The following is an 18,851-nucleotide window of genomic DNA, read 5'->3' on the forward strand; positions in this document are numbered from 1 at the left end:
CCGATCGGTCTTCGCTGCTGTCGGAAGTTTTCATCCAGCTGATACTTTCTCCCACGAAATGCGTCGACTTACGGAAACCGATGACAACATTTCGGACGGCATTCCTGTGAAATTTGTGACCACACCGAACGCGCCACAGGAAACAAGCCGATCTCCCGGGAGAGGTGTGCGTAGACGCCGTGCCTCCGATCTTCCACGGCGATGTCCGGGCACGTGGTACCCGATGCTCCGAGAAATTCTCCCCGACTCGGGTAAGGCTTCGTGCCTGAAATTTTCAGGGTTTCGAGTAGGGATCTACCTCCCGCAGCCGTTCCCGGTGGATTTGCTGCAACTCGCCCGCACGTTTGAGAAAGTCGGCGATTATGTCGAGTTCGGCCGAGTTGTACGAGCTCAGCAACATCTTGTAACTCTCGACGATCATGGGTACGACGAGTTCTTGTATCCGATGGGCCGCGAGTTCGGTGGCCATCACGATCACGCGACGACGATCGGTCGGGTGCAGTGATCGGGCGATGTAGCCCTGCTTCTCCAGCCGGTTGAGCATGATCGTGACGCCCGCGGCGGTGAGACCCAGCCGTTCGGCCAGTATTTTCGGCGTGGTGGCCTTCTCATCCTGGAGCAGAACGATCTCCAGTGCACGCCGATCGGTCTCGTTCACGCCCAATACCCTGATCAATTCGCGGATCAGGTCCTCGACGGTTCCGTGGTAGAACTCCAGGGCCCTTTTGAGCTCGACCGAGATCCGGGCGGGCTCGGTGGTTCTCGGGCACATAGGCCTCCCCTTGATCACTTGAACATGGCACTGCTCAGTGGAATTCACCGATCAGGGCGCGCCCGTACCCGCGCCCGATTCCGTCCGGGGGTCAGGGAGACCGGTGGACTCGATGAATGCCGAAGGGTGCGGTAGCGCAGCAGGGCTCGAGGGGAACCGGGTGATCGCGAGCGAATACCGTCATTGTCGCTGCGTGCGGTAGGGATCGCCGCCGGGCGTTCATACCGGACATGTGGGCTCCTGTCGATCGATTGGCCGGGCAGCCCGAACCGGGCTGACGACCATCACGAAAGCGGGCACTGCTCCGGCCGTCGAAGCGACCGTGGTCGTGCCGGATATGCACTGTACGACACAGCAGTCGATGCGATGCTGCGCTTCTCGTTATTCGGCCGAAGCGGTTGCCGCCGCACCGAACTCGACGGAGCAATCATGCGCAGGAAGGTGTCCGTATCCGCTCCGCCGGGGGCTGGGCCGGGTTGCTGGGGCAGCCCGGCCCAGGCGTGTTCACCACCGGCCGCCGGTGCGGGCACCGGTCATTACGCCGTGGCGTCTGCCCGCCGGATCAGCTGACAGTCGTGGTGGTGAGGGTCGGGGACGGGTCCGGGAAGCACGAGGTCGCGACATTGCCGACCAAGGCGACGTTGGTCGTCATGGTCATGCCGGGATTGGAGTAGCTCGTTCCCGCGTACTTGCTGGTGATCGGTGTTCCGGCGGCGCCGGCGGTGACGTTGATGGTCACCGCCGGTGGAGTGAAGCTGGTACCGCCGGCGATCGGACCCGGTACGGTCAGAACGACATTCCCACCCGAGGTGGAGACGGAGCCGGCCACGGTACCTCCGGAGGCATCGGCCGAGACCAAGGTGGAATTCGCCGGAGTCGGAATGGTCATCTTCAGGTTGCTGATGTTGTTCACGGTGAAGCCGGAAGCCGAACTGGGCACCGACGAGACGCCCGGCGTGACCGTGATGGCGACCGCTGACCCCGATGCCGCCGAACTCGGCGCGGTGCCGGTGACCGATGTGGTCATGGTCGAGGTTTGGCTGATACCGAGGACCGTGCCCTGGCAGCTCCAGTTCACGCTGACGGGGGCGGCGTTTGCCGGTGCGGTCGAACAAAAGAAGGTAGCGACGGCCACCGGAGCAAGAATGCCGGCGCGAAGCAGGGAAGAGGTCGATCTCATGGTTATCTCCAGGGGATATCGAGCAACGGTACGACTGGATGTCGGACCCTCCGAAATGGGTGTTTAAAATATAGCTTGTTCTAATCTACCCGTGGTCGAAACCATCGAACTCGGTGTATCTGAAAATATCATTATCCACCATTAAATATTCAAGCCGGTTAATTAAGTGCGGCAAGATTATCCGTGGTCGGGTGTTGCCTTTGCTGACCATCGTCGGATTCATCACGAGATCGAAATGCCTGCAATTCGATGGAAATGAGCCTTACCCGAGAGTATATCTACTCGCGCCGGTCGTCAGCTTTCGTGCAGTTACCGTTCACGGCATTCTCGCGCCAGGGTCTGCTCGCGGACGGCCAGGGAATCGACCGGTTGGATCGGGCGGTACGCAGGTGTGGAACATGCGGGCGACATGCTCGGTGTGACTCGACGGGTAGATGCTCGGCACTGCTGCGGAGCAGCATCGCGGCCTCGGTCGTTCACGTTCTCGTTATCAATAATGATAACGTGGTGGTGTGGGAGCATCGTCGGAACGTTGGGCAGACCTCGCACTGCATCCGGTGCGTATCCGGATCCTGACCGCTGTCTCCGGTACCCGCCGAACAGCGTCCGACTTGGCTGGCCTGCTACCGGACGTGCCACAGGCCACGCTCTATCGGCATATCGCCACCCTCGCCGGGGCGGGAATGCTGGAGGTGGTCGCCGAGCGCAAGGTCGGCGGCGCCACCGAGCGGGTGTATTCGGTGCCGGAAGGTGGTGTGACACCGACAGCGGAGGGCTTGGCCTCGGCTACTCCGCAGGAGCACGCACGATATTTCACGGCATTCGTCGGCAGCCTGCTGTCGGAGTTCAACCGCTATCTCGCCAGGGAATCCATCGACCTGGTGGCGGACGGTGTCGGCTATCAGCAGGTCGCGCTGAACCTGGACGATACCGAATTCGCGCGCTTCGCCCAGGGCTTCGCCGAATTGGTGCAACCTCTGCTCGCGAACGAGCCGGGAGGGGGACGAACGCCGCGATTGCTGGCGACCATCCTGCTTCCACTGACGGAAGGATGACCGTGCCAGTAGCAGATCTCACCGGTGGTATGAAACCGGGACATCACGATCGCGGGCGCATGGACAGCATCGACGAAACCGTCCCGATCTCCGTGCCTGGGCGAACGCCCACGAAAACGACCCGGACGGCGCGACCGGAACCCTCCGAACCTGCACCGCACCAATGGAATCCCGTCACCCGTATCCTGTTCCGATTCTGCTTCCTGTACCTCGGCCTGTTCTGTCTGGCCTCACCGGTCATGCTGTTCGAGTTCACCGGATTGTTCGGCAGATGGTTACCCGACGACGCGGTGTTCTGGCAGGTCCGTCTGACGGAACCGGCGTTGTCGTGGGTAGGAGACACCGTCTTCGGCATCGAGGTGGCCCTGTATATGAACGGCAGTGGCGACCAGGGCATTTACTGGGTTCAGCTGTTCTGTGTGCTGGTGGTCGCGCTGGCCGGAACCCTGGTGTGGACACTGTTCGGCCGCCGCATGGAGTATCGGCATCCGGCGGCATGGTTGCTGTTGGTGCTGCGCCTGTGTGTCGCCGCCCAGTTGGTGCATTACGGCCTGGCCAAGGTGATACCGGCGCAGATGCCCCAACCCGCCCTCACGACCTTGCTGACGCCGGTCGGCGATCTCACACCGTTCACGTTGCTGTGGAATCAGGTCGGCGCCTCACCGGTCTACGAGATCCTGCTCGGCGCAGCGGAGTTGACTGCCGGGGTCCTGCTGTTCATCCCGCGGACCGCACTGGTGGGGGCGATCCTGGCCGTGGTCAGCATGGCTCAGGTGTTCATCCTGAACATGACCTTCGGTGTGCCGGTGAAAATCCTGTCCGGTCATCTGCTGCTCATGAGCGTGGTGCTGCTGGCCCCGGAGGCACGCAGGCTCACCGAGGTTCTCGTGCTGAACCGCGCTACGGGGCCATCCGACGCGCCATACCCCTTTGTGACTTCCCGCGCACGACGAATCGCAACCGGGTTCCAGGTAGCTCTCGCTGTCTGGGTGACAGTATCGGTCACCTACTTCACCTGGGATATCTGGCAGGCGGTCGGACCGGACCGCCCGAAGCCGCCCCTGTACGGAATGTGGTCGGTATCGGACTTCACCCGCGACGGACAGCCGGTACCGCCCGTGCTTACCGACGACATCCAATGGCGCACCGTCGTATTCGAACACATCGGCCAGATCTCGTATCGATTGTTGGACGGCACTATCGTTACGGCCCCGGGCACCATCGACCCGGCCACCCACCGCATCGACGTTGCCGCCGTCGGCGATACATCCTCGGCGGTGCTGACCTTCGACCAGATCGGCCCGGACCGGGTTGCGCTGACCGGCGAACTCGGCGGCCACCCGGTGACGATGACTCTGCACCGCGTGGATCCGGACCAGTTCACCCTGCGTAGCACAACCTTCCGTTGGGTTCAGGACCAGCCCGCGCAATGAACTGTGAAAGTGGTTGATTACGCGCGACCGGGTTCGATGACGCGCTCGACATGGTGAACGGCCGAGGAGGGGGCCGCCCGGAGTCCCGAGATATTTGCCGCGTCCGACTGCAACCCGGCCCTGATCAGCTGCTGCCGGTCGAGGGGCCGATAGGTAGCGGCGGCAGTGCACGGATCAGCGCCGCTATCTGGGGGCACATCTTGAAAGTGGGTGGGGCGCCGATGTGGTTTACGCAGGCCAGGGCACCGGTCTTATCGTAGACATTCGTTTGGAGTGCCTGCCCGGTGCTGAGCGAGGCCTCCGAGTAGGACTTCCACTCGATACCATCGGCCGAGGGGACGAACCGGCATTCGGCCGGAGTCAGGCCTCGGCACGGCCCCTCGATACCCCCGGGGCCGACCGGATACGCCTGAGCCGACGGTGCGAGAGCAAGGGTGGCCAGCGCACCAGCTGCCAGGGCTGTCGACACTCGAATTGCTGAGAGTTGCGGCCGGAGTCATCGGCAACCTGTACACCGAGGCCGCCACACTCACCGATCGAGAATTCGAAACGGTCGCCGAACAGCTCGTCGACCTGCTCTGCATGCAGATACTCGGCGATCCGGGGAGTCCGCCCACCCAGCTCGCCCACGTGGAATCGGCTGCCCGGCGGTATATCCACAGCCATGCCGGAGACCCGGAGCTCACCGTCGCACGCACAGCCCGTGCGCTGGGCTGGTCGGTACGCCAGATCCAGCTGGCGTTCCGGGCTGCCGGCGCCACACCCAGCGAGGTGATCCGGGAAGAATGCCTGCAATTGGCGCGCGACCGCCTCCGAAGTCCCGCCTTCCGGAGGCGCAGCATCACCGATATTGCAACCGGATCGGGTTTCGATTCGGTCAGCAGCTTCACCAAGGCATTCCATCGGCGTTTCGGCAGCACTCCCGGCCAGATCCGCGAGTGCCGGGAGACCGTATCCGCCCGGCCCTCGCCACGGTGACCAGCGTGCCGATCCTGGTGAACTGCCAGTAGATGACCGCGGAGCTCGTCGGTGAGATCGATACGGTGGGTCTCGAATCGGAAGATCGATATCCGGCCCGCGACTTTGCCGGTGGTCCGGCCGCCGGAGTGGCCCGGTCAGTCGGCACTGGTGCGGCGTGCGGGACGTGCCTCCAGATTTTCGCGATCCCAGCCGGGGTCGGCGGCGGCTTCGTAGGTGGATCGGAGGAACTCCAGCACGGTGGTGTCCGGGTCGTCGGCGGTGCGCACGACCTCGTAGGGAAGCAGGAACTCGTGGACATCGGGGTCGTAATAGCCCGCCTCCGGCCGGATCGGTGTCTCCGCGTAACCGTCGGGCTCGGGGTAGGCGTAGGCATAGAAACTGCCTTCGGCCGAGCCGCCCGGCCAGAAGCCGGTACTGGCGAGTTCATGGGAGTAGCCCTCCACCATGACCCAGTCGGCGCAGTTCGGGGCGCCGCCGGGATGGGGCGGGGCGGGGCGCCCGGAGAAGCGGGTATAGGCCAGGTCCATCGCACCCCAGAAGAAATGTACGGGGCTGGCTTTGCCGACGAACGACGCGCGGAACCGGTTCAGGACGCGGTCGGCGGCCAGGAGCTGGCGCCAGAAGTCGTGTGCGTGGTCCCGATCGTAGGTGGCGTGTGTGGTGTCCTCGGCGAACGGGATCGCGGGATCGACCTCGACCGGTCTGGCCAGGATATCGATATCGATACCCAGCGCGTGCAGGGCGGCCGTGACTTCGGCGTAGAAGGCGGCCACGGACTTGGGTTCCAGATTGATCCGGTGCCGGGCGCCGGTGCTGGTGCGGATGTGCAGCTGGTGGTCGATGAAGTCGAACTCGATATCGAACATCCCGTGCTCGCACGGAATGGCCGAAGTGGTCAAACCGCGTGCTGAGACGTAGAGCGGAACGTGCCACCAATGATTGACCGCCGGGGCCCGGGCCAGGCGGAGCTTGCCGATGATCTGGGTCCACATGTGCAGTGTGTCGCGGGTATCGGCCCACTCCGCCACCTCCAGGGCAGGCCAGTGCTCGCCGGTCGCTGTGCTGCGCATATCGCTCCCTTCGACTGTGGCACACGGCCGAGCAGAATCACCCGGACAGCACCCAGTGATGATCGATTCGGGTTTCTGCCTGTAGCGGCCGCCGTGTTCAGGTCCCGGCGAGCAACTCCTCACCCCGGAGTACGCCGGTCAAGCGGTCCGGGAACACCGCGAAAACGTGGTTGAGCTGGCCGGGTGACATCATCCGGTCCAGCGCGGAGGTTACGCAGCCTGCCGTGAACGCGACATCGCCTATGGAGATACCGGCCCGTTCCGCGAACTCTTCGACGAAGCCGGCGACACCGTGCGCACCCGGTACCCGGCTCGGCACCCATCCCTCGTACCAGATACCTCGCAGGAAATCCGGTAGTTGAGCGGTGAGATGTGCGGAATTGGCCACGCTTATCCGATCGCGGACAGTGTGCATCCAGGCGCGCAGTGCGCGCAGGGCGAACGTGAGATCTTCGGTGCCCAGATCGTCGGCGACCGCGCGCAACCAGATATGGGCGGTGTGGGTGCCGGCGGCGAGGGGGTCATGGTGATGCGTCATTGGTTTGCCTGCCTTCCAGGTGGCCGGTCCGATGCGCTGGTCTATGTCACAATTCTACGGCGGGAGCCGGACGCCTCACCATGGCTCGAACGCCGGGCAACGATCATCTCCACGGCCGCTTAAAAGTCGAAGCCGCCGGCATCGAATCCGCCCCAATCGCCACCTGCGTCGCCGCCCCAGCTGTCGCCGCCTCCGGCGTCCGCGCCCTGATCTCCGGCCGAGAGTCCGTCCTGGAATCCCTCACCGTAACCGTTCTCGAAACCCTGCGCGCCGTAGCCGACGCCCGCCATACCGGTGAACAGCGATGTGAACAGTAGTGTCGAACCGATACCCCAGGCGCCGGCGATCATCGCAGGTCGCCACCACGGTTCGGAATACCACCCGGCCGGGACCGGACGGCCGGCCACTCGTCCGCCGGGGTAGTAGTTCGGCGTCGTGGACGAGGGGCGAGGTGAGGCGGCGATTCGGCGGTTCTCGAAGTCGATCTCGCGGTCTTCGCTCACCTCACCCGCGGTCGCCCGGCCCTCCAATTCGGGCACCGCCGGCCCGGGATCCATATCCATGGCGATACGGGCGGCACGGATGTAGTACAGGCCTTCGACAGCGGTTTGCTTCGCCAGGTGCGCCTGGACAGCGGATGCGGCCTGGCCGAGCTGGCCGCCTGCGGCGTTATGGCGTTCCGCGGCGTCGGCGAGTGCCTGTTGCGCGGCGGTGTTGGTGCCGGTCAGATTGTAGATCTGCCCACCCAGGCGTTCGTTGGTGCGGCGAGCGTCGGCGAGTGCGTCGGTCAGCTCGATTGCGCGCTGTTCGCGCTGCCGGGACCGCCATACCAGAATCGACGCCACCGCGACGATCGCCACGGCGAGCAGCAGCCACTCCATCGTTCGCATTCCTTCGGTCGCCGGAGGCACACTGCTGACCAGCCTACCCGTGCCCGCACTTGCCTGGGCACGCCGCGAAACAGGATGGCCGACGGAGCCGTGGTCCGATCGTGCGGAGGAGCCGCGCCGACCGGCCGGGACCACCGGGCACCGGAAATCGGTCGACCCCGGATCGTCCCGATGGCAGGCTCGTCCCCCATGGACCGGACTTTCCAGGACCTTCTCGAGGAAGCCGCGTCGGTATCCGTGGCGGGCTGGGATTTCTCCTGGCTCGACGGCCGGGCCACCGAAGAGCGCCCGTCCTGGGGGTACCAGCGGCTCATGAGCGCGCGGCTGGAAACCGCCACCGCGGCGCTGGATATCCAGACCGGCGGCGGTGAAGTCCTGGCCGGCGCCGAAACCTTCCCGCCGACCATGGTGGTCACCGAATCGTGGCCGCCGAATATCGCGAAGGCCACTGCGCTGTTGCACCCGCGGGGCGCGGTCGTCGTCGCCACCCCCGACGAGGCGGTGCTGCCGTTCGCCGACGCGGCGTTCGACCTGGTCACCTGCCGGCATCCGGCGACCCTCCGGTGGGACGAGATAGCCCGGGTGCTGCACCCCGGCGGGACCTACTTCGCCCAGCACGTCGGGCCGGCGAGCGTATTCGAACTGGTCGAGTATTTCCTCGGTCCGCAACCGGAAGCGCGCCGGGCCCGGGAGCCGGCCACCGAGGCCGCCGCTGCCCGGGCCGCCGGTCTGGAAATCACCGATCTGCGCACCGAACGATTGCGGATGGAATTCCACGATATCGGCGCGGTGGTGTATTTCCTTCGGAAGGTGGTCTGGATGGTTCCCGGTTTCACCGTCGACGGCTATCGCGACAGGCTGCACCGGCTACACGACCGGATCCAGCGGCAGGGGCCTTCCGTCGCATACGCCGCCCGGACCCTGGTCGAGGCCACCAAACCCTGACGGCGCCGACCGGCCCGCACGTCGTTGCGCCGGTGCGGCTCGACCGCGGACGCATCCGGTTCAACTCGCCGCGGTGCCGGGTTCGAGGGCGAGCCGGACCTGCGCCTCGAGCGCGGCGACGACCGGGCGCGGGAGATGCACCCGGCCGCGGGCCTCGAGGTCGACGATGATCCGCTGCGCTTTACGTAGATAGGACGCCTTCTCATCGGCGTTATCGGTGGCCTGCGCATGGTTGTACAGCTTGGCGGCGGTATCGAGATCGGAACGGTCGTTATCGTGCAGATAACCGGTCCCGGTGGCTTTCCCGTCGCGTTCACAACGAATCCAGGTGCGCCGCAGCGTATCGACCGCGGCACGGTAGCGGCCCGCGTAACCGGCGTCGCCGGGATAGGCGTCGGTGGCGAGCGCCTGTGCCTCCGCCAGGGCGGTGTGGAAGTCCATCACCGGATCCCGGGTGATGTCGGTGACGCCGGGGTAGCGGAGGAAGAGGGTGGGGTCGAGTTCGTAGGCGCCGTACTCGGACAGCACCCGCCGGTGGGTGGTGCGAGCGGCCTCCCACAGCCGGATATCGGCGGCGGGTGATGCGCTGGGGGCGCTAGGCCACCGGTCGTCGGCGGGTTGCCCGGTTATCGCCCGGGTGGTGTCCGTAGTACTGGCAGGTTGTTGTTTCGCCCGCTTGCCGGGGGCGCCGGAATCCACGGTTACCGCGGAAGCTTCCGTCGCCGGTTCTCCGGCCGGGACACTTTCCTCCGCTGAGGCACTCGGTAGCGCTTCACGGAGCCGGCGAATGATCTCCGCGGCCACAGGATCGGATTCGGGCACCGCGACCAGGTGTATGGCTCCGTCGGCGAATGTCAATCGCAGATATCGGTTGCCTTGTATGCGCAGGTCTTGGCGGGCGGCATCGATATGCGTTTCCGGAGCCGGCGTGCGGGGCTGTTCGAGACCGGTCAGTTCCGAAAGCGGGCGCACGATATCGGCGGAATCCGCCGCCCCGGCGTTATCGGTGCCGATGAGGATCTGTTCGTCGACGAGTCCGAGGCGGACGGCCGCGCGGCGCGTGGTGGGCGGGCCGGTGACGGCCAGCGCGAGCGAACCGGTCACTGCCCCGCCGACGACCGAGGCGATGATTCCCGGCGCCAGGCCGGCGAAAGTGAGCACGACCAGCAGTGGCGCGGCGCCGAGGAGCAGTATTGCGCCGAGCGTCCGGCGAACCCGGGCAGCGGTGGACAGGAATTCGGTCCGGGTGATCAGCGCCGCGGCGGTGCCCTTCGCGGGGGTTCTCATGGTCGCGGAATCGTCGAGCGCATACCGCAGACGTTACCGCGACGCCGCCGTCGGCGGTGCTCAGCGCGTATCGTTGGCCTGTGTCCGACGCTCTGCAGCAGTTCCGGCGGGCCGTATTTCCGGTCTATCGACAGGGGCGCCGGTGAATTCCATGGTTCGTGCCGCGGTGGGCGGCGCCTGCGTCGGCGGCGGGATCGCGATCGGCGCCTACTCCGGTGGCTGGTTCCTCCTGGCCGCGCTGATCGTCTCCGCGGTCGGGATCGGACTGGTGGTCAGCGATTTCGTCCGGGCGGCTTGCACTGTCTCCGAGGGCGACTCGGTACCGGTGCAAGTGGATCTCATCGACCGGACCACGACGCTCGTCGGCACCTCGCCGACTCTTGTCGCCGGTGAGGCCCGTCCGCCGGGCGATACACCGTTCCGTTTCCAGACCAGTGCGAATCTGTCCGCCGACCAGCTGGCCGAGATCGTCCGGAACGGGCGCGGTGTACTACCGGCGGAAGCGGTCGGTGTGCCGGACGCGGTGCCGGTGACCGAACACGGTGGCGTCCGGAAGCATGTCCCGGCGGCCCTGGTCGCGGCTGCCGCGATGTGGGCGACGATGCTGTTGCCGCCGGGAGACTTCTGGGACCTGAGCGAGGTATCGGTGTCGCCGCCGGCGGTGCTGTCCGCGCCGGGGCCCGACGAACGCCCGGTGTGGCAGTGGTACGACGACGCGGTGGCCCATGTGAGTGCCGAAGCACCTGATCTGCTGGATTCGATACTGAATATCACTGTCAACGAGTCCTATGTCGAGGTGTGGGTGTATCTCGGCGGGGACCGGTCACGGGTTTTCGAAGGCCGCGCCGACGGCTGGGAGGTGCGCGACGCGCAAACTCCGCACCGCGCCCGGGATACCTTTTCGCTGGCCGACCTGCAGAACTTCTCGGCGCGTGATGTTCTGTCCAGGACAGGGGCCATGCTGCCGCCGGATAAACGGGAACCGAACCGGATGGAGATATCGCGCGATACCGAGGATATCTTCGGCAGCGCCCATCCCCTTCTGGTGGAGAGCTGGTTCGGCGACGGCTCCGAATACCGGATGGACGCACTGCCCGACGGGACGGTCGCACCGTGGTGGCCGGCCGGCGATCTTGCCGCGGCGCTGGACCAGGTGGGTGCCGCCTTGACGGCTCGTGGGGTTCCGGCCGATGCCCCGCGGCTGGACTCGATCACGCTCGACCGCTCCGATTCCGGTGACCGCCGCTCCGGTTCCTTCGAGGTGGGTTTCGTCCGGAACGGAATCGTCTACCGCACCGGCGCCGATGCCGGCGAGTTCACCGGCCCCGACGACGACGGCAGCGAGCCCGGTCTTCCCGGTTTCCGGTTCGCCGATATCGACCCGGGTGTGCTCACCCGTGTTCGTGACGACGCGATGACCCGCTACCGTATCGATCCCGTGGATCGCGTGATGGCGAAGATATCCATCGGGCCGGCGAGCAGATTCGATTCGGATGGTGGAGACGAATACGTGATCGAGGTCGACTACAGCCAGGCACATGGAGACTCGGCCTACTACACACTGGGCGGGCAGTACCTGTCCGGCTGATCCGCCGCGGCACCGGGGCCAGGTGCCGAGGGGCGCGGGCCCGGCCGAGTAGTGTCCTCTGCTGCGATGTGGACGCCGAGTCGTGGAGGAGCTGCGGACGGGTATGGCGACCGAACGTGAAATCACCGAACCCGTCGACCTTTGCCGCCCGGACGGCCGGCTCGACCCCGCCGCTGTCGGATGGACGCGGCGGCCCCTGCACCGGGGGAATCTCCGCGGGTGGGGTCGCCGGAAACGCTGGGAGTACTGGGGGATCGTCACTCCGGAACATATCGTGGGGATCGTCGCGTCCACGCTCGATTACGCCGGGGTGCACGGCATCTACGTGCTGGACCGGGAAACGGGGGAAGAGACCACGCGGGACGCGACGGTGCCGTTCGGGCGGGGTGCGGTGATGGGGGAGCGCAGCGGCGAGGGGGTGAACGAGGTACGCGGCGGCGGTATCGAAATCGTATTGTCGAACGACGCGTCCGGAACCGTGATCGAGGCCCGCGCGGCCGGCGTGCGGTTGTCGGTCCGGGCGGAACTGCCGCGCGGCCACGAATCCCTGGGTGTGGTCGTACCGTGGAGTACTCGGCGCTTCCAGTACACGGTCAAGGATGTGGGCCGGCCGGCCTCCGGGACGCTGATCCTGGGGGCGCGGGAGTACGTATTCGACGGCGCCTTCGCGGTATTGGACCACGGCCGCGGAAAATGGCCGTACGCCATCAGCTGGAACTGGGCCGCCGGCTACAAGCCCGGCCTCGGAGTCCAGTTCGGTGGCAAATGGACCGAAGGCACCGGCAGCACCGAGAACGCCCTCATCGTGGACGGCCGGGTCCACAAGATCAGTGACGAATTGCAGTGGGACTACGACCGCGAGAACTGGTCGCGGCCCTGGCATATCACCGGTGAACGTGTCGACGCCGAATTCCGGCCGTTCCATACGCGCACGGCGAAAACCGATCTGCTCGTTCTGGCCAACGACGTCCACCAGTGTTTCGGGACTTTCCACGGCCGCGCCCGCACCGACGACGGCCGCCGGCTCGACCTCGACGGCGCGGTCGGCTGGGCGGAGGAGACCCGGAACCGCTGGTGACCACCGGCCGGGATCAGGCCGCCGGGATCGTGGCGGGGCCACAGGCGGGTCGCGGCTGAGGCCGCGCCGGTGGCGAGGACGGCGAGGGTGACCCAGGTCGCGGTGACTCCCGCGGTGGTGGTGAGCCGGCCAGTGACCGGGTAGGTGACCCGCCAGGCGAGGTGGGACAGCACCATGCGATCGATCCTGCGGTCGCGATGACGAGGTTGAGCGCGAGCACCCCGCGCAGCCGGGGTGTGGACAGGAAGATCCGCATTCCTACCGCGATGCGTTTGCGGAAAGACCCCTCCGCGGCTGCCCCGGCATCCGGGATACGGGTACTCACCACGAGTATGGCCGAGATGACGAAACCGATCGCGGTGCCCACGAACAACCAGTGGAAACTGATGAGAGCCAGTGCGGCTGCGGCCGGCATCGGACTGAGCAGGGTTTCCCTGGTCGCGGCGAGTTGCGCCGCTGACAGTGCCCTCGTGTAGTCGCGTTCGCCGGGCAGGATATCGGGGATAACGGCCTGATAGGTGGGTGTGAAGGCGGCCGAGGCGGTGTGCAGGATCGCGATCAACACGTAGATCTGCCAGACCTGGTCGACGAACGGCAGCACCGAAACCACGCCCGCCCGAATGATCTTGAGGCCCACCAGGCGCGAACGGTCTCAGTGAACAGGAACGCGGACTGGTCCGGTTCCGCGTGGCGCAGGGCATCGTAGGCCGGCCGGGCAGCACATCCCAGGCATGGCGCCGCTGGGCGGACGAGGTGTTGCATCCGCCGCAACCGTGGCGGGACCTGCTGGGAGCGGCCATCCGTTCGGCGGCTTCGGCCCCCCCGTGTCGGCGCGGACTACACGTACGGCAGACCCGCCCGGCGCTCGGCCGGTGTGCCCGGGGTGGTGCTGCCGAGCCTGCGGCGTACACCCCCGGGGCAGCGTGATCATCGATACGTCGGGGTCTGTCAGCGATGCCGAACTGGGGAGTGCGCTGCTCGAGGTGGCCGCCATCACCCGTGCTGTCGGGGGAGGCGCGATCTGGTGACCGTCCTGTCGTGCGATGCGGCTGTCCGGATCGCGCACCCGCTGTGCCGCGCGGAGGGAATATCACCGGTGGGCGGTGGTGGTACGGATCTGCGCACGGGTTTCGCCAAGGCGCTGCGTACGAGGCCACATCCCGACGTGGTGGTCGCACTGACCGACGGCCAGACCCCTGGCCGACCGGTCGGCCGGCGTGCCGGACGGTGGTGGGACTGTTCCCCAGACGGCGGGGATGGAGCGAACACAGCCCCGATTACGTTCCGGACCGGCCGCCGGCATGGGCGCGGGTGGTGGAGATCGGAACAGCGGCCTGATCCGGCGGCGGTTCCGGGGCCGCGGCGGGCCCGCCTTCTCACACCGGAGTGCTACTCGGTTCCGGTACCGCAGGATTACCCGCAACGAGAATCCGGCCGATAGGTTCAGGGGTATCGAATTCGTCACCCGTCCCGACGCACCGAGCAGTACCCTCTGGTTCCGAGCTCCGATCGATTGCGGCCGTTCGTCACCGAAACGGGCGGAGGTGGGTTCGCGTCCCGACTCTCAGGAAGATCTATGACGACACCTGCCTTGGCGCACAAGTCCCCTCCCAAGTCATCACGGCGCGGTGCCGACGGCGATTACGGCCGTTTGCTGCGCCGGATCTCCGCCGCCGGACTGATGGAGCGGCGACCCGGCTACTACGTCGTGCGGCTCAGCGCCGTCGGGCTCGCGTTCGTGGCCGGTTGGGCCGCGTTCGTCCTCGTCGGAGATTCGTGGTGGACGCTCCTGATCGCGGCGTTCATGGCCGTGACCTTCGCCCAGGTCGCGCTGGTCATGCACGATGTCGCGCACCGTCAGGTCTTCCGGTTGCGACGGCCGACGGAGATCGTGGGCCGGGTGGTCGGCAATGCCGGTATCGGCCTCGGCTACGGATGGTGGCAGGACAAGCACACCCGCCATCACGCGAATCCCAACCATGAGGAACTCGATCCCGATGTAGCGCCCGATATCCTCGTGTGGTCGCAGCAGCAGGCCCGCGCCAGCCGTGGACCGGCCCGTATCATCGGGCGGGCACAGGCGTTTCTTTTCTTCCCGCTGCTCATGCTGGAGGGCCTGAACCTTCATCTGGCGGGCGTGCGTGCGCTGAAGAATCGGTCGATCAAGAACCGCGTGCTCGAGGGTGCGCTGCTGTTCACCCACTTCGCCGTCTATCTGGGCGCGCTGTTCGCGGTCCTGCCCGTCGACAAGGCACTCGTATTCTTCGCCGTACACCAGGCATTGTTCGGGGTGTACATGGGTTGCATATTCGCCCCGAACCACAAGGGGATGCCGACCCTGACCGGTGACGAACGCCCCGACTACCTGCGCCGCCAGGTGCTGACCTCCCGCAATGTCCGAGGTGGTGTACTGACCGATATCGCGCTGGGCGGGCTCAACTATCAGATCGAGCACCACCTGTTCCCGAGCATGCCGACGCCGAATCTGCGGCATGCGCAGGTGATCGTCCGCGACTACTGCGCCGAAATCGGTGTGCCGTACCACGAGACGGGGCTGATCTCCTCGTACCGGGAGGCGCTCACGCACCTGCATCGCGTCGGTGCGCCGCTGCGGGCCGCCGACAGCTCGCCGGTCGGGCAGCGGTAGCAGCTTTCGACGACGGTCGGACCGTGGCGGGGTGCCGAAAAGATCGGCACCGCAAAGGAATAGCCGAGCATCGACCGCCGATGCTCGGCGAGAGTCCGGCCGGGCCTGCCGGGGTCTTCGCGTAGAACGTGAAGGCCCCGGTCTCCATATGTCACACCGGGCGACCGTCCGGCACGCCCGGCAGCGGCCCGGAGACCCCGAGCGGCCCGGACCCGGCGAAGCCGGCGGGTATCGATCACCACGCGGACCCGGTCGCCACCGGGCAGTGCAGCACACCGGTTCCCACTGTGGGCGTGCGCTGATCGACACCCGCGCCGTGTGCGATGGCGTCGGTGAAGACCACCGCCGGGGCACCGAGGAGTCTCGCGCCGGAGATGCCGGCCTCCGGAACGGCGCCTGCGGATCGGTGTGGAACGAGTAGGCACCCCAGCGCGGGACGATGGCGACCAGCGAGTCGCCCTGACGGCGCCCACCGGCGTGCGACGGCCGGATCCGCCGGGGGTGGTGACCGGTCTGTCCGAGGCGGCCGGTACTCGATGCGGAGCCGGCGCCGGGATCCGCGGCCACGATCACCGCCCGCCGCGGGGACTCCCGTCACAGGGGCAGCAGATGATGCTTACGTGGGTAGCGGATGACCTTCTTGTCGCGGAGCAGTTGCAGCGCCCGCCGCAACTCCAGGCGCGTGGCCGACGGTTCGATCACCGCGTCGATATAGCCGCGCTCGGCCGCGATCCACGGGGTCGCGACGGTGGCGTTGTAGAAGTCGATCATCTGCTGCCGGAGCGCGGCACGCTGATCCTCCGGGGTGGCGTCGAGGACCTTGCGCTGGGTCAGGCCCACGGCGCTTTCCGCGCCCATGACGGCGATCCTTGCGGTAGGCCACGCCAGATACACATCACAGCCGAGTGCCTTGGCCCCCATCACGGCCCATCCGCCGCCGTAGGCCTTCCGTACGACCACGGTCACTTTGGGCACCGTGGCCTCCACGTAGGCGAACAGGAATCGCCCGCCGCGTTTGATGACGCCCTGTTTCTCCTGTTCCACCCCGGGCAGGAACCCCGGGGTATCCACCACCAGCACCAGCGGGATCTCGAAGGCATTGCAGATGTGGATGAAATGCGCGGCCTTGTCACCGGCTTTGGCATCGAGCGCGCCGGCCAGCACGGTCGGCTGATTGGCGACCACGCCGACCGGCCGGCCGTCGACGCGGGCGAACCCGGTGATCAGATTCGTGGTGGCGGCCGCACCGATCTCGTGGAATTCGCCGTCGTCGAAGATTCGCAACAGCACGTCGTGCGTATCGTAGACAGCGTTGTCCGAGTCGGGGACCAGCGTGTTCAGCGCCAGGTCCGATTCGGTGACCGTCGGCTCCAGGCCGGGGTTAACGACCGGCGGTAGCTCGGAGAAACTCGACGGCAGATAGCTCAGATAGTTGCGGACCCAGGCGAACGCCGAGGCCTCGTCCTCGGCGATATGGTGGATATTGCCATAGGCGGCCTGGTTGTAGGCGCCGCCCAGTTCCTCCATATCCACCTTTTCCCCGAGGGCGTCCTCGAGGATCTTGGGGCCGGTGACGAACATATGCGCGCTCTTCGTGGCGACCACGACATCGGTACAGATCGGCTGGTACACCGCGCCGGCCGCGCAGTTGCCGAGGATGAGCGACACCATCGGCACCGCGCCCGACAGCGGTTCCATCATGGTCGCCAATTCGCCGTACCAGCGCAGCGAGGTCACGGCCTCCTGTACGCGCGCGCCACCGGAATCGTTGATACCGATCAGCGGGCAGCCCATCTTCCCCGCCAGGTCCATGATCGCGGCGACCTTGCGGCCGAACATCTCACCGATGGTGCCGCCGTACACGGTCTGATCATGGGAGAACACGGCGACGGGCCGCCCGTCCACCAGGCCGCGTCCGGTGACGACACCGTCACCGAAGAGAGCGTCGGGATCGGTGGGATTGCGTACGAGAGCACCGATTTCGACGAAGGTACCCGGATCCAGCAGCATCGCGATGCGGTCGCGGGCGGACGGTATGCCCTTACGTGCTCGTTTGGCGGCCCCCGCCTCGCCGGCCGGCTCCTGCGCGATCTCCAGCTTCTTACGCAGGTCGGCGAGTTTTTCGGCGGTTGAATTCATCGATGACATCCAGATTTTTCCGCAGGAACACCACACCGTTCTCGGGGGCGGTAGTCACCGTACCCGGACTCCCGATGATCCGGGGTTGTGAGCTTTCACCGACCGAGGGACGTAGTCGTGGTTCGTTGCGGCGGACATGACGAATCGCAAGGTGCGGCGGTGCCGGGGCGGCGTCCGCACGTGCTGGTCACAGTTTCTCCAAGCCTAGAGCGGACAGTGCCATCAGCGGCTGGATGAACTGTTTCTCACCGAGCGCGTAGTGCGTGTAGTGGAGGGTGATGACGACATTGCGGTAGCGGACGAAAAGCTGGGCCGCGACTACACGGTCACGGCTGCTTTCTATTTCCCGGAACGCGTCGTCATCTGCCCCGGGGACCCCGACGGGCGAGCCCGGTTTACGGCGCAGATCATCCTTTGCTTTGTCTACTCCGGACTCCCGGGCATTGGCCTTGTGCAGTCGGGTGGTGACACTGAGGAACGCAGTGGGCATTCCGTCAGGGGCGATTCCCTGATTGGAATACATGCACTGTGCGGACTTGTCGAAGTCGGTGGCGCCGCCGATGCCGGTCGGTTCGGTCGTGAACCGGCCGGGAATCAAAGGCGCGATCTCGGACTCGGTGAACAGCCCGCATCCCATCGGTGCCTCGGCCAGGTCCCGGGAAGTGTCCACCACAGGGCCGTCGTCCGAATCGCCGGCGGCGAACAGGAAGTACGCGCCGGCCCCACCGCCACCCAACAGTACGATGACGAGCACCACGACCAGCGCGATGGCTCCGCCGCGGCTCGATCGTTGTGGTGGTGGCGGCGCCCACTGAGGGCCGGGGGGATATGCGGGATACCCCGCCGCCGGGTCCGGGTGCAATGGCGGCGAATACGAGAGTTGTCCCTGAGGCCCATGTACCTGCGGTGGAACGGGTTGGCCGGCCTGCGGCAGCGGATGCGGCTGCTGGGGCTGGGACATCGGACCTCCTGAGGAATTCGGATGGCGCCGGCGAGCGCCGAGTAACCATGATTATGGATACCCGCTGTTTCGCGCGACTTGGGGCGAGGGCTTGTCTCGATCAGCCGGCAGTACACAGCGACGCTGCCGTACCCGGGCCGAAAAGCCCGTCGCGGCGATCTCGACCCGCTTCTGGGCGCCCATCCGGGTGGATCGCGTGCGGGAGGGAGCCGATACCGCGGCCGGATACGCCAGTCGTTCGGGGTTTCCACGCTCGTGTCCTCGCAGTCGGATCAGCATCGAACTGT

At 66.3% G+C, this 18,851-nt stretch carries 18 protein-coding genes; 8 read left to right on the forward strand and 10 right to left on the reverse strand.

What is annotated here, in order from left to right; all coding sequences use genetic code 11:
- Nucleotides 1-274 precede the first annotated feature (274 nt).
- Nucleotides 275-772: a MarR family winged helix-turn-helix transcriptional regulator gene (locus tag NFL01S_RS26930; RefSeq protein ID WP_062979113.1), complete on the reverse strand. Its 498-nt coding sequence runs from the start codon at nt 770-772 to the stop codon at nt 275-277.
- 562 nt (nt 773-1,334) lie between these two features.
- Nucleotides 1,335-1,661, reverse strand: a complete 327-nt coding sequence (locus tag NFL01S_RS34815) for a hypothetical protein (protein ID WP_210744889.1) — start codon at nt 1,659-1,661, stop codon at nt 1,335-1,337.
- Nucleotides 1,662-1,686: 25 nt separating this feature from the next.
- Between NFL01S_RS34815 and NFL01S_RS34820 the strand changes: the two genes are divergently transcribed.
- The 3 genes from NFL01S_RS34820 to NFL01S_RS26950 all read left to right on the forward strand — a co-directional run bounded on the left by NFL01S_RS34820 (nt 1,687) and on the right by NFL01S_RS26950 (nt 4,440).
- A complete protein-coding gene (locus NFL01S_RS34820; RefSeq protein ID WP_157116989.1) occupies nt 1,687-2,019 on the forward strand; it encodes a hypothetical protein in 333 nt (110 codons plus the stop codon).
- 445 nt (nt 2,020-2,464) lie between these two features.
- Nucleotides 2,465-3,007 (forward strand): helix-turn-helix domain-containing protein, encoded by a 543-nt coding sequence (locus NFL01S_RS26945; RefSeq protein WP_062979115.1) that lies wholly within the window; start codon nt 2,465-2,467, stop codon nt 3,005-3,007.
- 2 nt (nt 3,008-3,009) lie between these two features.
- Nucleotides 3,010-4,440, forward strand: a complete 1,431-nt coding sequence (locus tag NFL01S_RS26950) for a DoxX family protein (protein WP_245670903.1) — start codon at nt 3,010-3,012, stop codon at nt 4,438-4,440.
- A 124-nt stretch (nt 4,441-4,564) separates the two neighbouring features.
- Here the strand turns inward: NFL01S_RS26950 and NFL01S_RS26955 are convergent, their stop codons facing one another.
- A complete protein-coding gene (locus NFL01S_RS26955; RefSeq protein WP_062979116.1) occupies nt 4,565-4,909 on the reverse strand; it encodes a hypothetical protein in 345 nt (114 codons plus the stop codon).
- A gap of 5 nt (nt 4,910-4,914) precedes the next feature.
- Between NFL01S_RS26955 and NFL01S_RS26960 the strand changes: the two genes are divergently transcribed.
- Nucleotides 4,915-5,418, forward strand: coding sequence for a helix-turn-helix transcriptional regulator (locus NFL01S_RS26960; protein ID WP_062979117.1), 504 nt, complete (start codon nt 4,915-4,917; stop codon nt 5,416-5,418).
- Nucleotides 5,419-5,555: 137 nt separating this feature from the next.
- Here the strand turns inward: NFL01S_RS26960 and NFL01S_RS26965 are convergent, their stop codons facing one another.
- The 3 genes from NFL01S_RS26965 to NFL01S_RS26975 form a co-directional block, all read right to left on the reverse strand.
- Nucleotides 5,556-6,491 (reverse strand): DUF5996 family protein, encoded by a 936-nt coding sequence (locus tag NFL01S_RS26965; protein WP_062979118.1) that lies wholly within the window; start codon nt 6,489-6,491, stop codon nt 5,556-5,558.
- 97 nt (nt 6,492-6,588) lie between these two features.
- Nucleotides 6,589-7,029 (reverse strand): DUF2267 domain-containing protein, encoded by a 441-nt coding sequence (locus tag NFL01S_RS26970; RefSeq protein ID WP_062979119.1) that lies wholly within the window; start codon nt 7,027-7,029, stop codon nt 6,589-6,591.
- Between the two features lie 119 nt (nt 7,030-7,148).
- Nucleotides 7,149-7,910, reverse strand: coding sequence for a hypothetical protein (locus NFL01S_RS26975; RefSeq protein ID WP_062979120.1), 762 nt, complete (start codon nt 7,908-7,910; stop codon nt 7,149-7,151).
- 198 nt (nt 7,911-8,108) lie between these two features.
- Between NFL01S_RS26975 and NFL01S_RS26980 the strand changes: the two genes are divergently transcribed.
- A complete protein-coding gene (locus NFL01S_RS26980; RefSeq protein WP_062979121.1) occupies nt 8,109-8,864 on the forward strand; it encodes a class I SAM-dependent methyltransferase in 756 nt (251 codons plus the stop codon).
- Nucleotides 8,865-8,924: 60 nt separating this feature from the next.
- Here NFL01S_RS26980 and NFL01S_RS26985 read toward each other — a convergent pair whose 3' ends face one another.
- On the reverse strand, nt 8,925-10,151 hold the full coding sequence (locus tag NFL01S_RS26985; RefSeq protein WP_062979122.1) for a hypothetical protein: 1,227 nt from the start codon (nt 10,149-10,151) through the stop codon (nt 8,925-8,927).
- A gap of 142 nt (nt 10,152-10,293) precedes the next feature.
- On the opposite strand from NFL01S_RS26985, the gene NFL01S_RS26990 reads away from it, so the two are divergent.
- The gene (locus NFL01S_RS26990) at nt 10,294-11,739 is read left to right on the forward strand and encodes a hypothetical protein (protein WP_157116991.1); all 1,446 of its coding nucleotides are present in this window, start codon (nt 10,294-10,296) and stop codon (nt 11,737-11,739) included.
- A 103-nt stretch (nt 11,740-11,842) separates the two neighbouring features.
- Entirely contained in the window at nt 11,843-12,817 is a 975-nt protein-coding gene (locus NFL01S_RS26995; RefSeq protein ID WP_062979306.1) for a DUF2804 domain-containing protein, read from the forward strand.
- A 13-nt stretch (nt 12,818-12,830) separates the two neighbouring features.
- Here NFL01S_RS26995 and NFL01S_RS27000 read toward each other — a convergent pair whose 3' ends face one another.
- Nucleotides 12,831-13,454 (reverse strand): MFS transporter, encoded by a 624-nt coding sequence (locus NFL01S_RS27000; protein WP_062979124.1) that lies wholly within the window; start codon nt 13,452-13,454, stop codon nt 12,831-12,833.
- Nucleotides 13,455-14,393: 939 nt separating this feature from the next.
- On the opposite strand from NFL01S_RS27000, the gene NFL01S_RS27010 reads away from it, so the two are divergent.
- A complete protein-coding gene (locus tag NFL01S_RS27010; protein ID WP_062979125.1) occupies nt 14,394-15,464 on the forward strand; it encodes a fatty acid desaturase family protein in 1,071 nt (356 codons plus the stop codon).
- Nucleotides 15,465-16,058: 594 nt separating this feature from the next.
- On the opposite strand, the gene NFL01S_RS27015 is transcribed toward NFL01S_RS27010, so the two are convergent.
- Together NFL01S_RS27015 and NFL01S_RS27020 are read right to left on the reverse strand one after the other, a co-directional pair.
- Nucleotides 16,059-17,603 (reverse strand): acyl-CoA carboxylase subunit beta, encoded by a 1,545-nt coding sequence (locus tag NFL01S_RS27015; RefSeq protein ID WP_062979126.1) that lies wholly within the window; start codon nt 17,601-17,603, stop codon nt 16,059-16,061.
- A 187-nt stretch (nt 17,604-17,790) separates the two neighbouring features.
- Nucleotides 17,791-18,564, reverse strand: coding sequence for a hypothetical protein (locus NFL01S_RS27020; protein WP_157116993.1), 774 nt, complete (start codon nt 18,562-18,564; stop codon nt 17,791-17,793).
- Nucleotides 18,565-18,851: the final 287 nt, after the last annotated feature.

Origin of the sequence: Nocardia flavorosea NBRC 108225, assembly GCF_001613385.1 — a bacterium.
GTDB lineage: Bacteria > Actinomycetota > Actinomycetes > Mycobacteriales > Mycobacteriaceae > Nocardia > Nocardia flavorosea.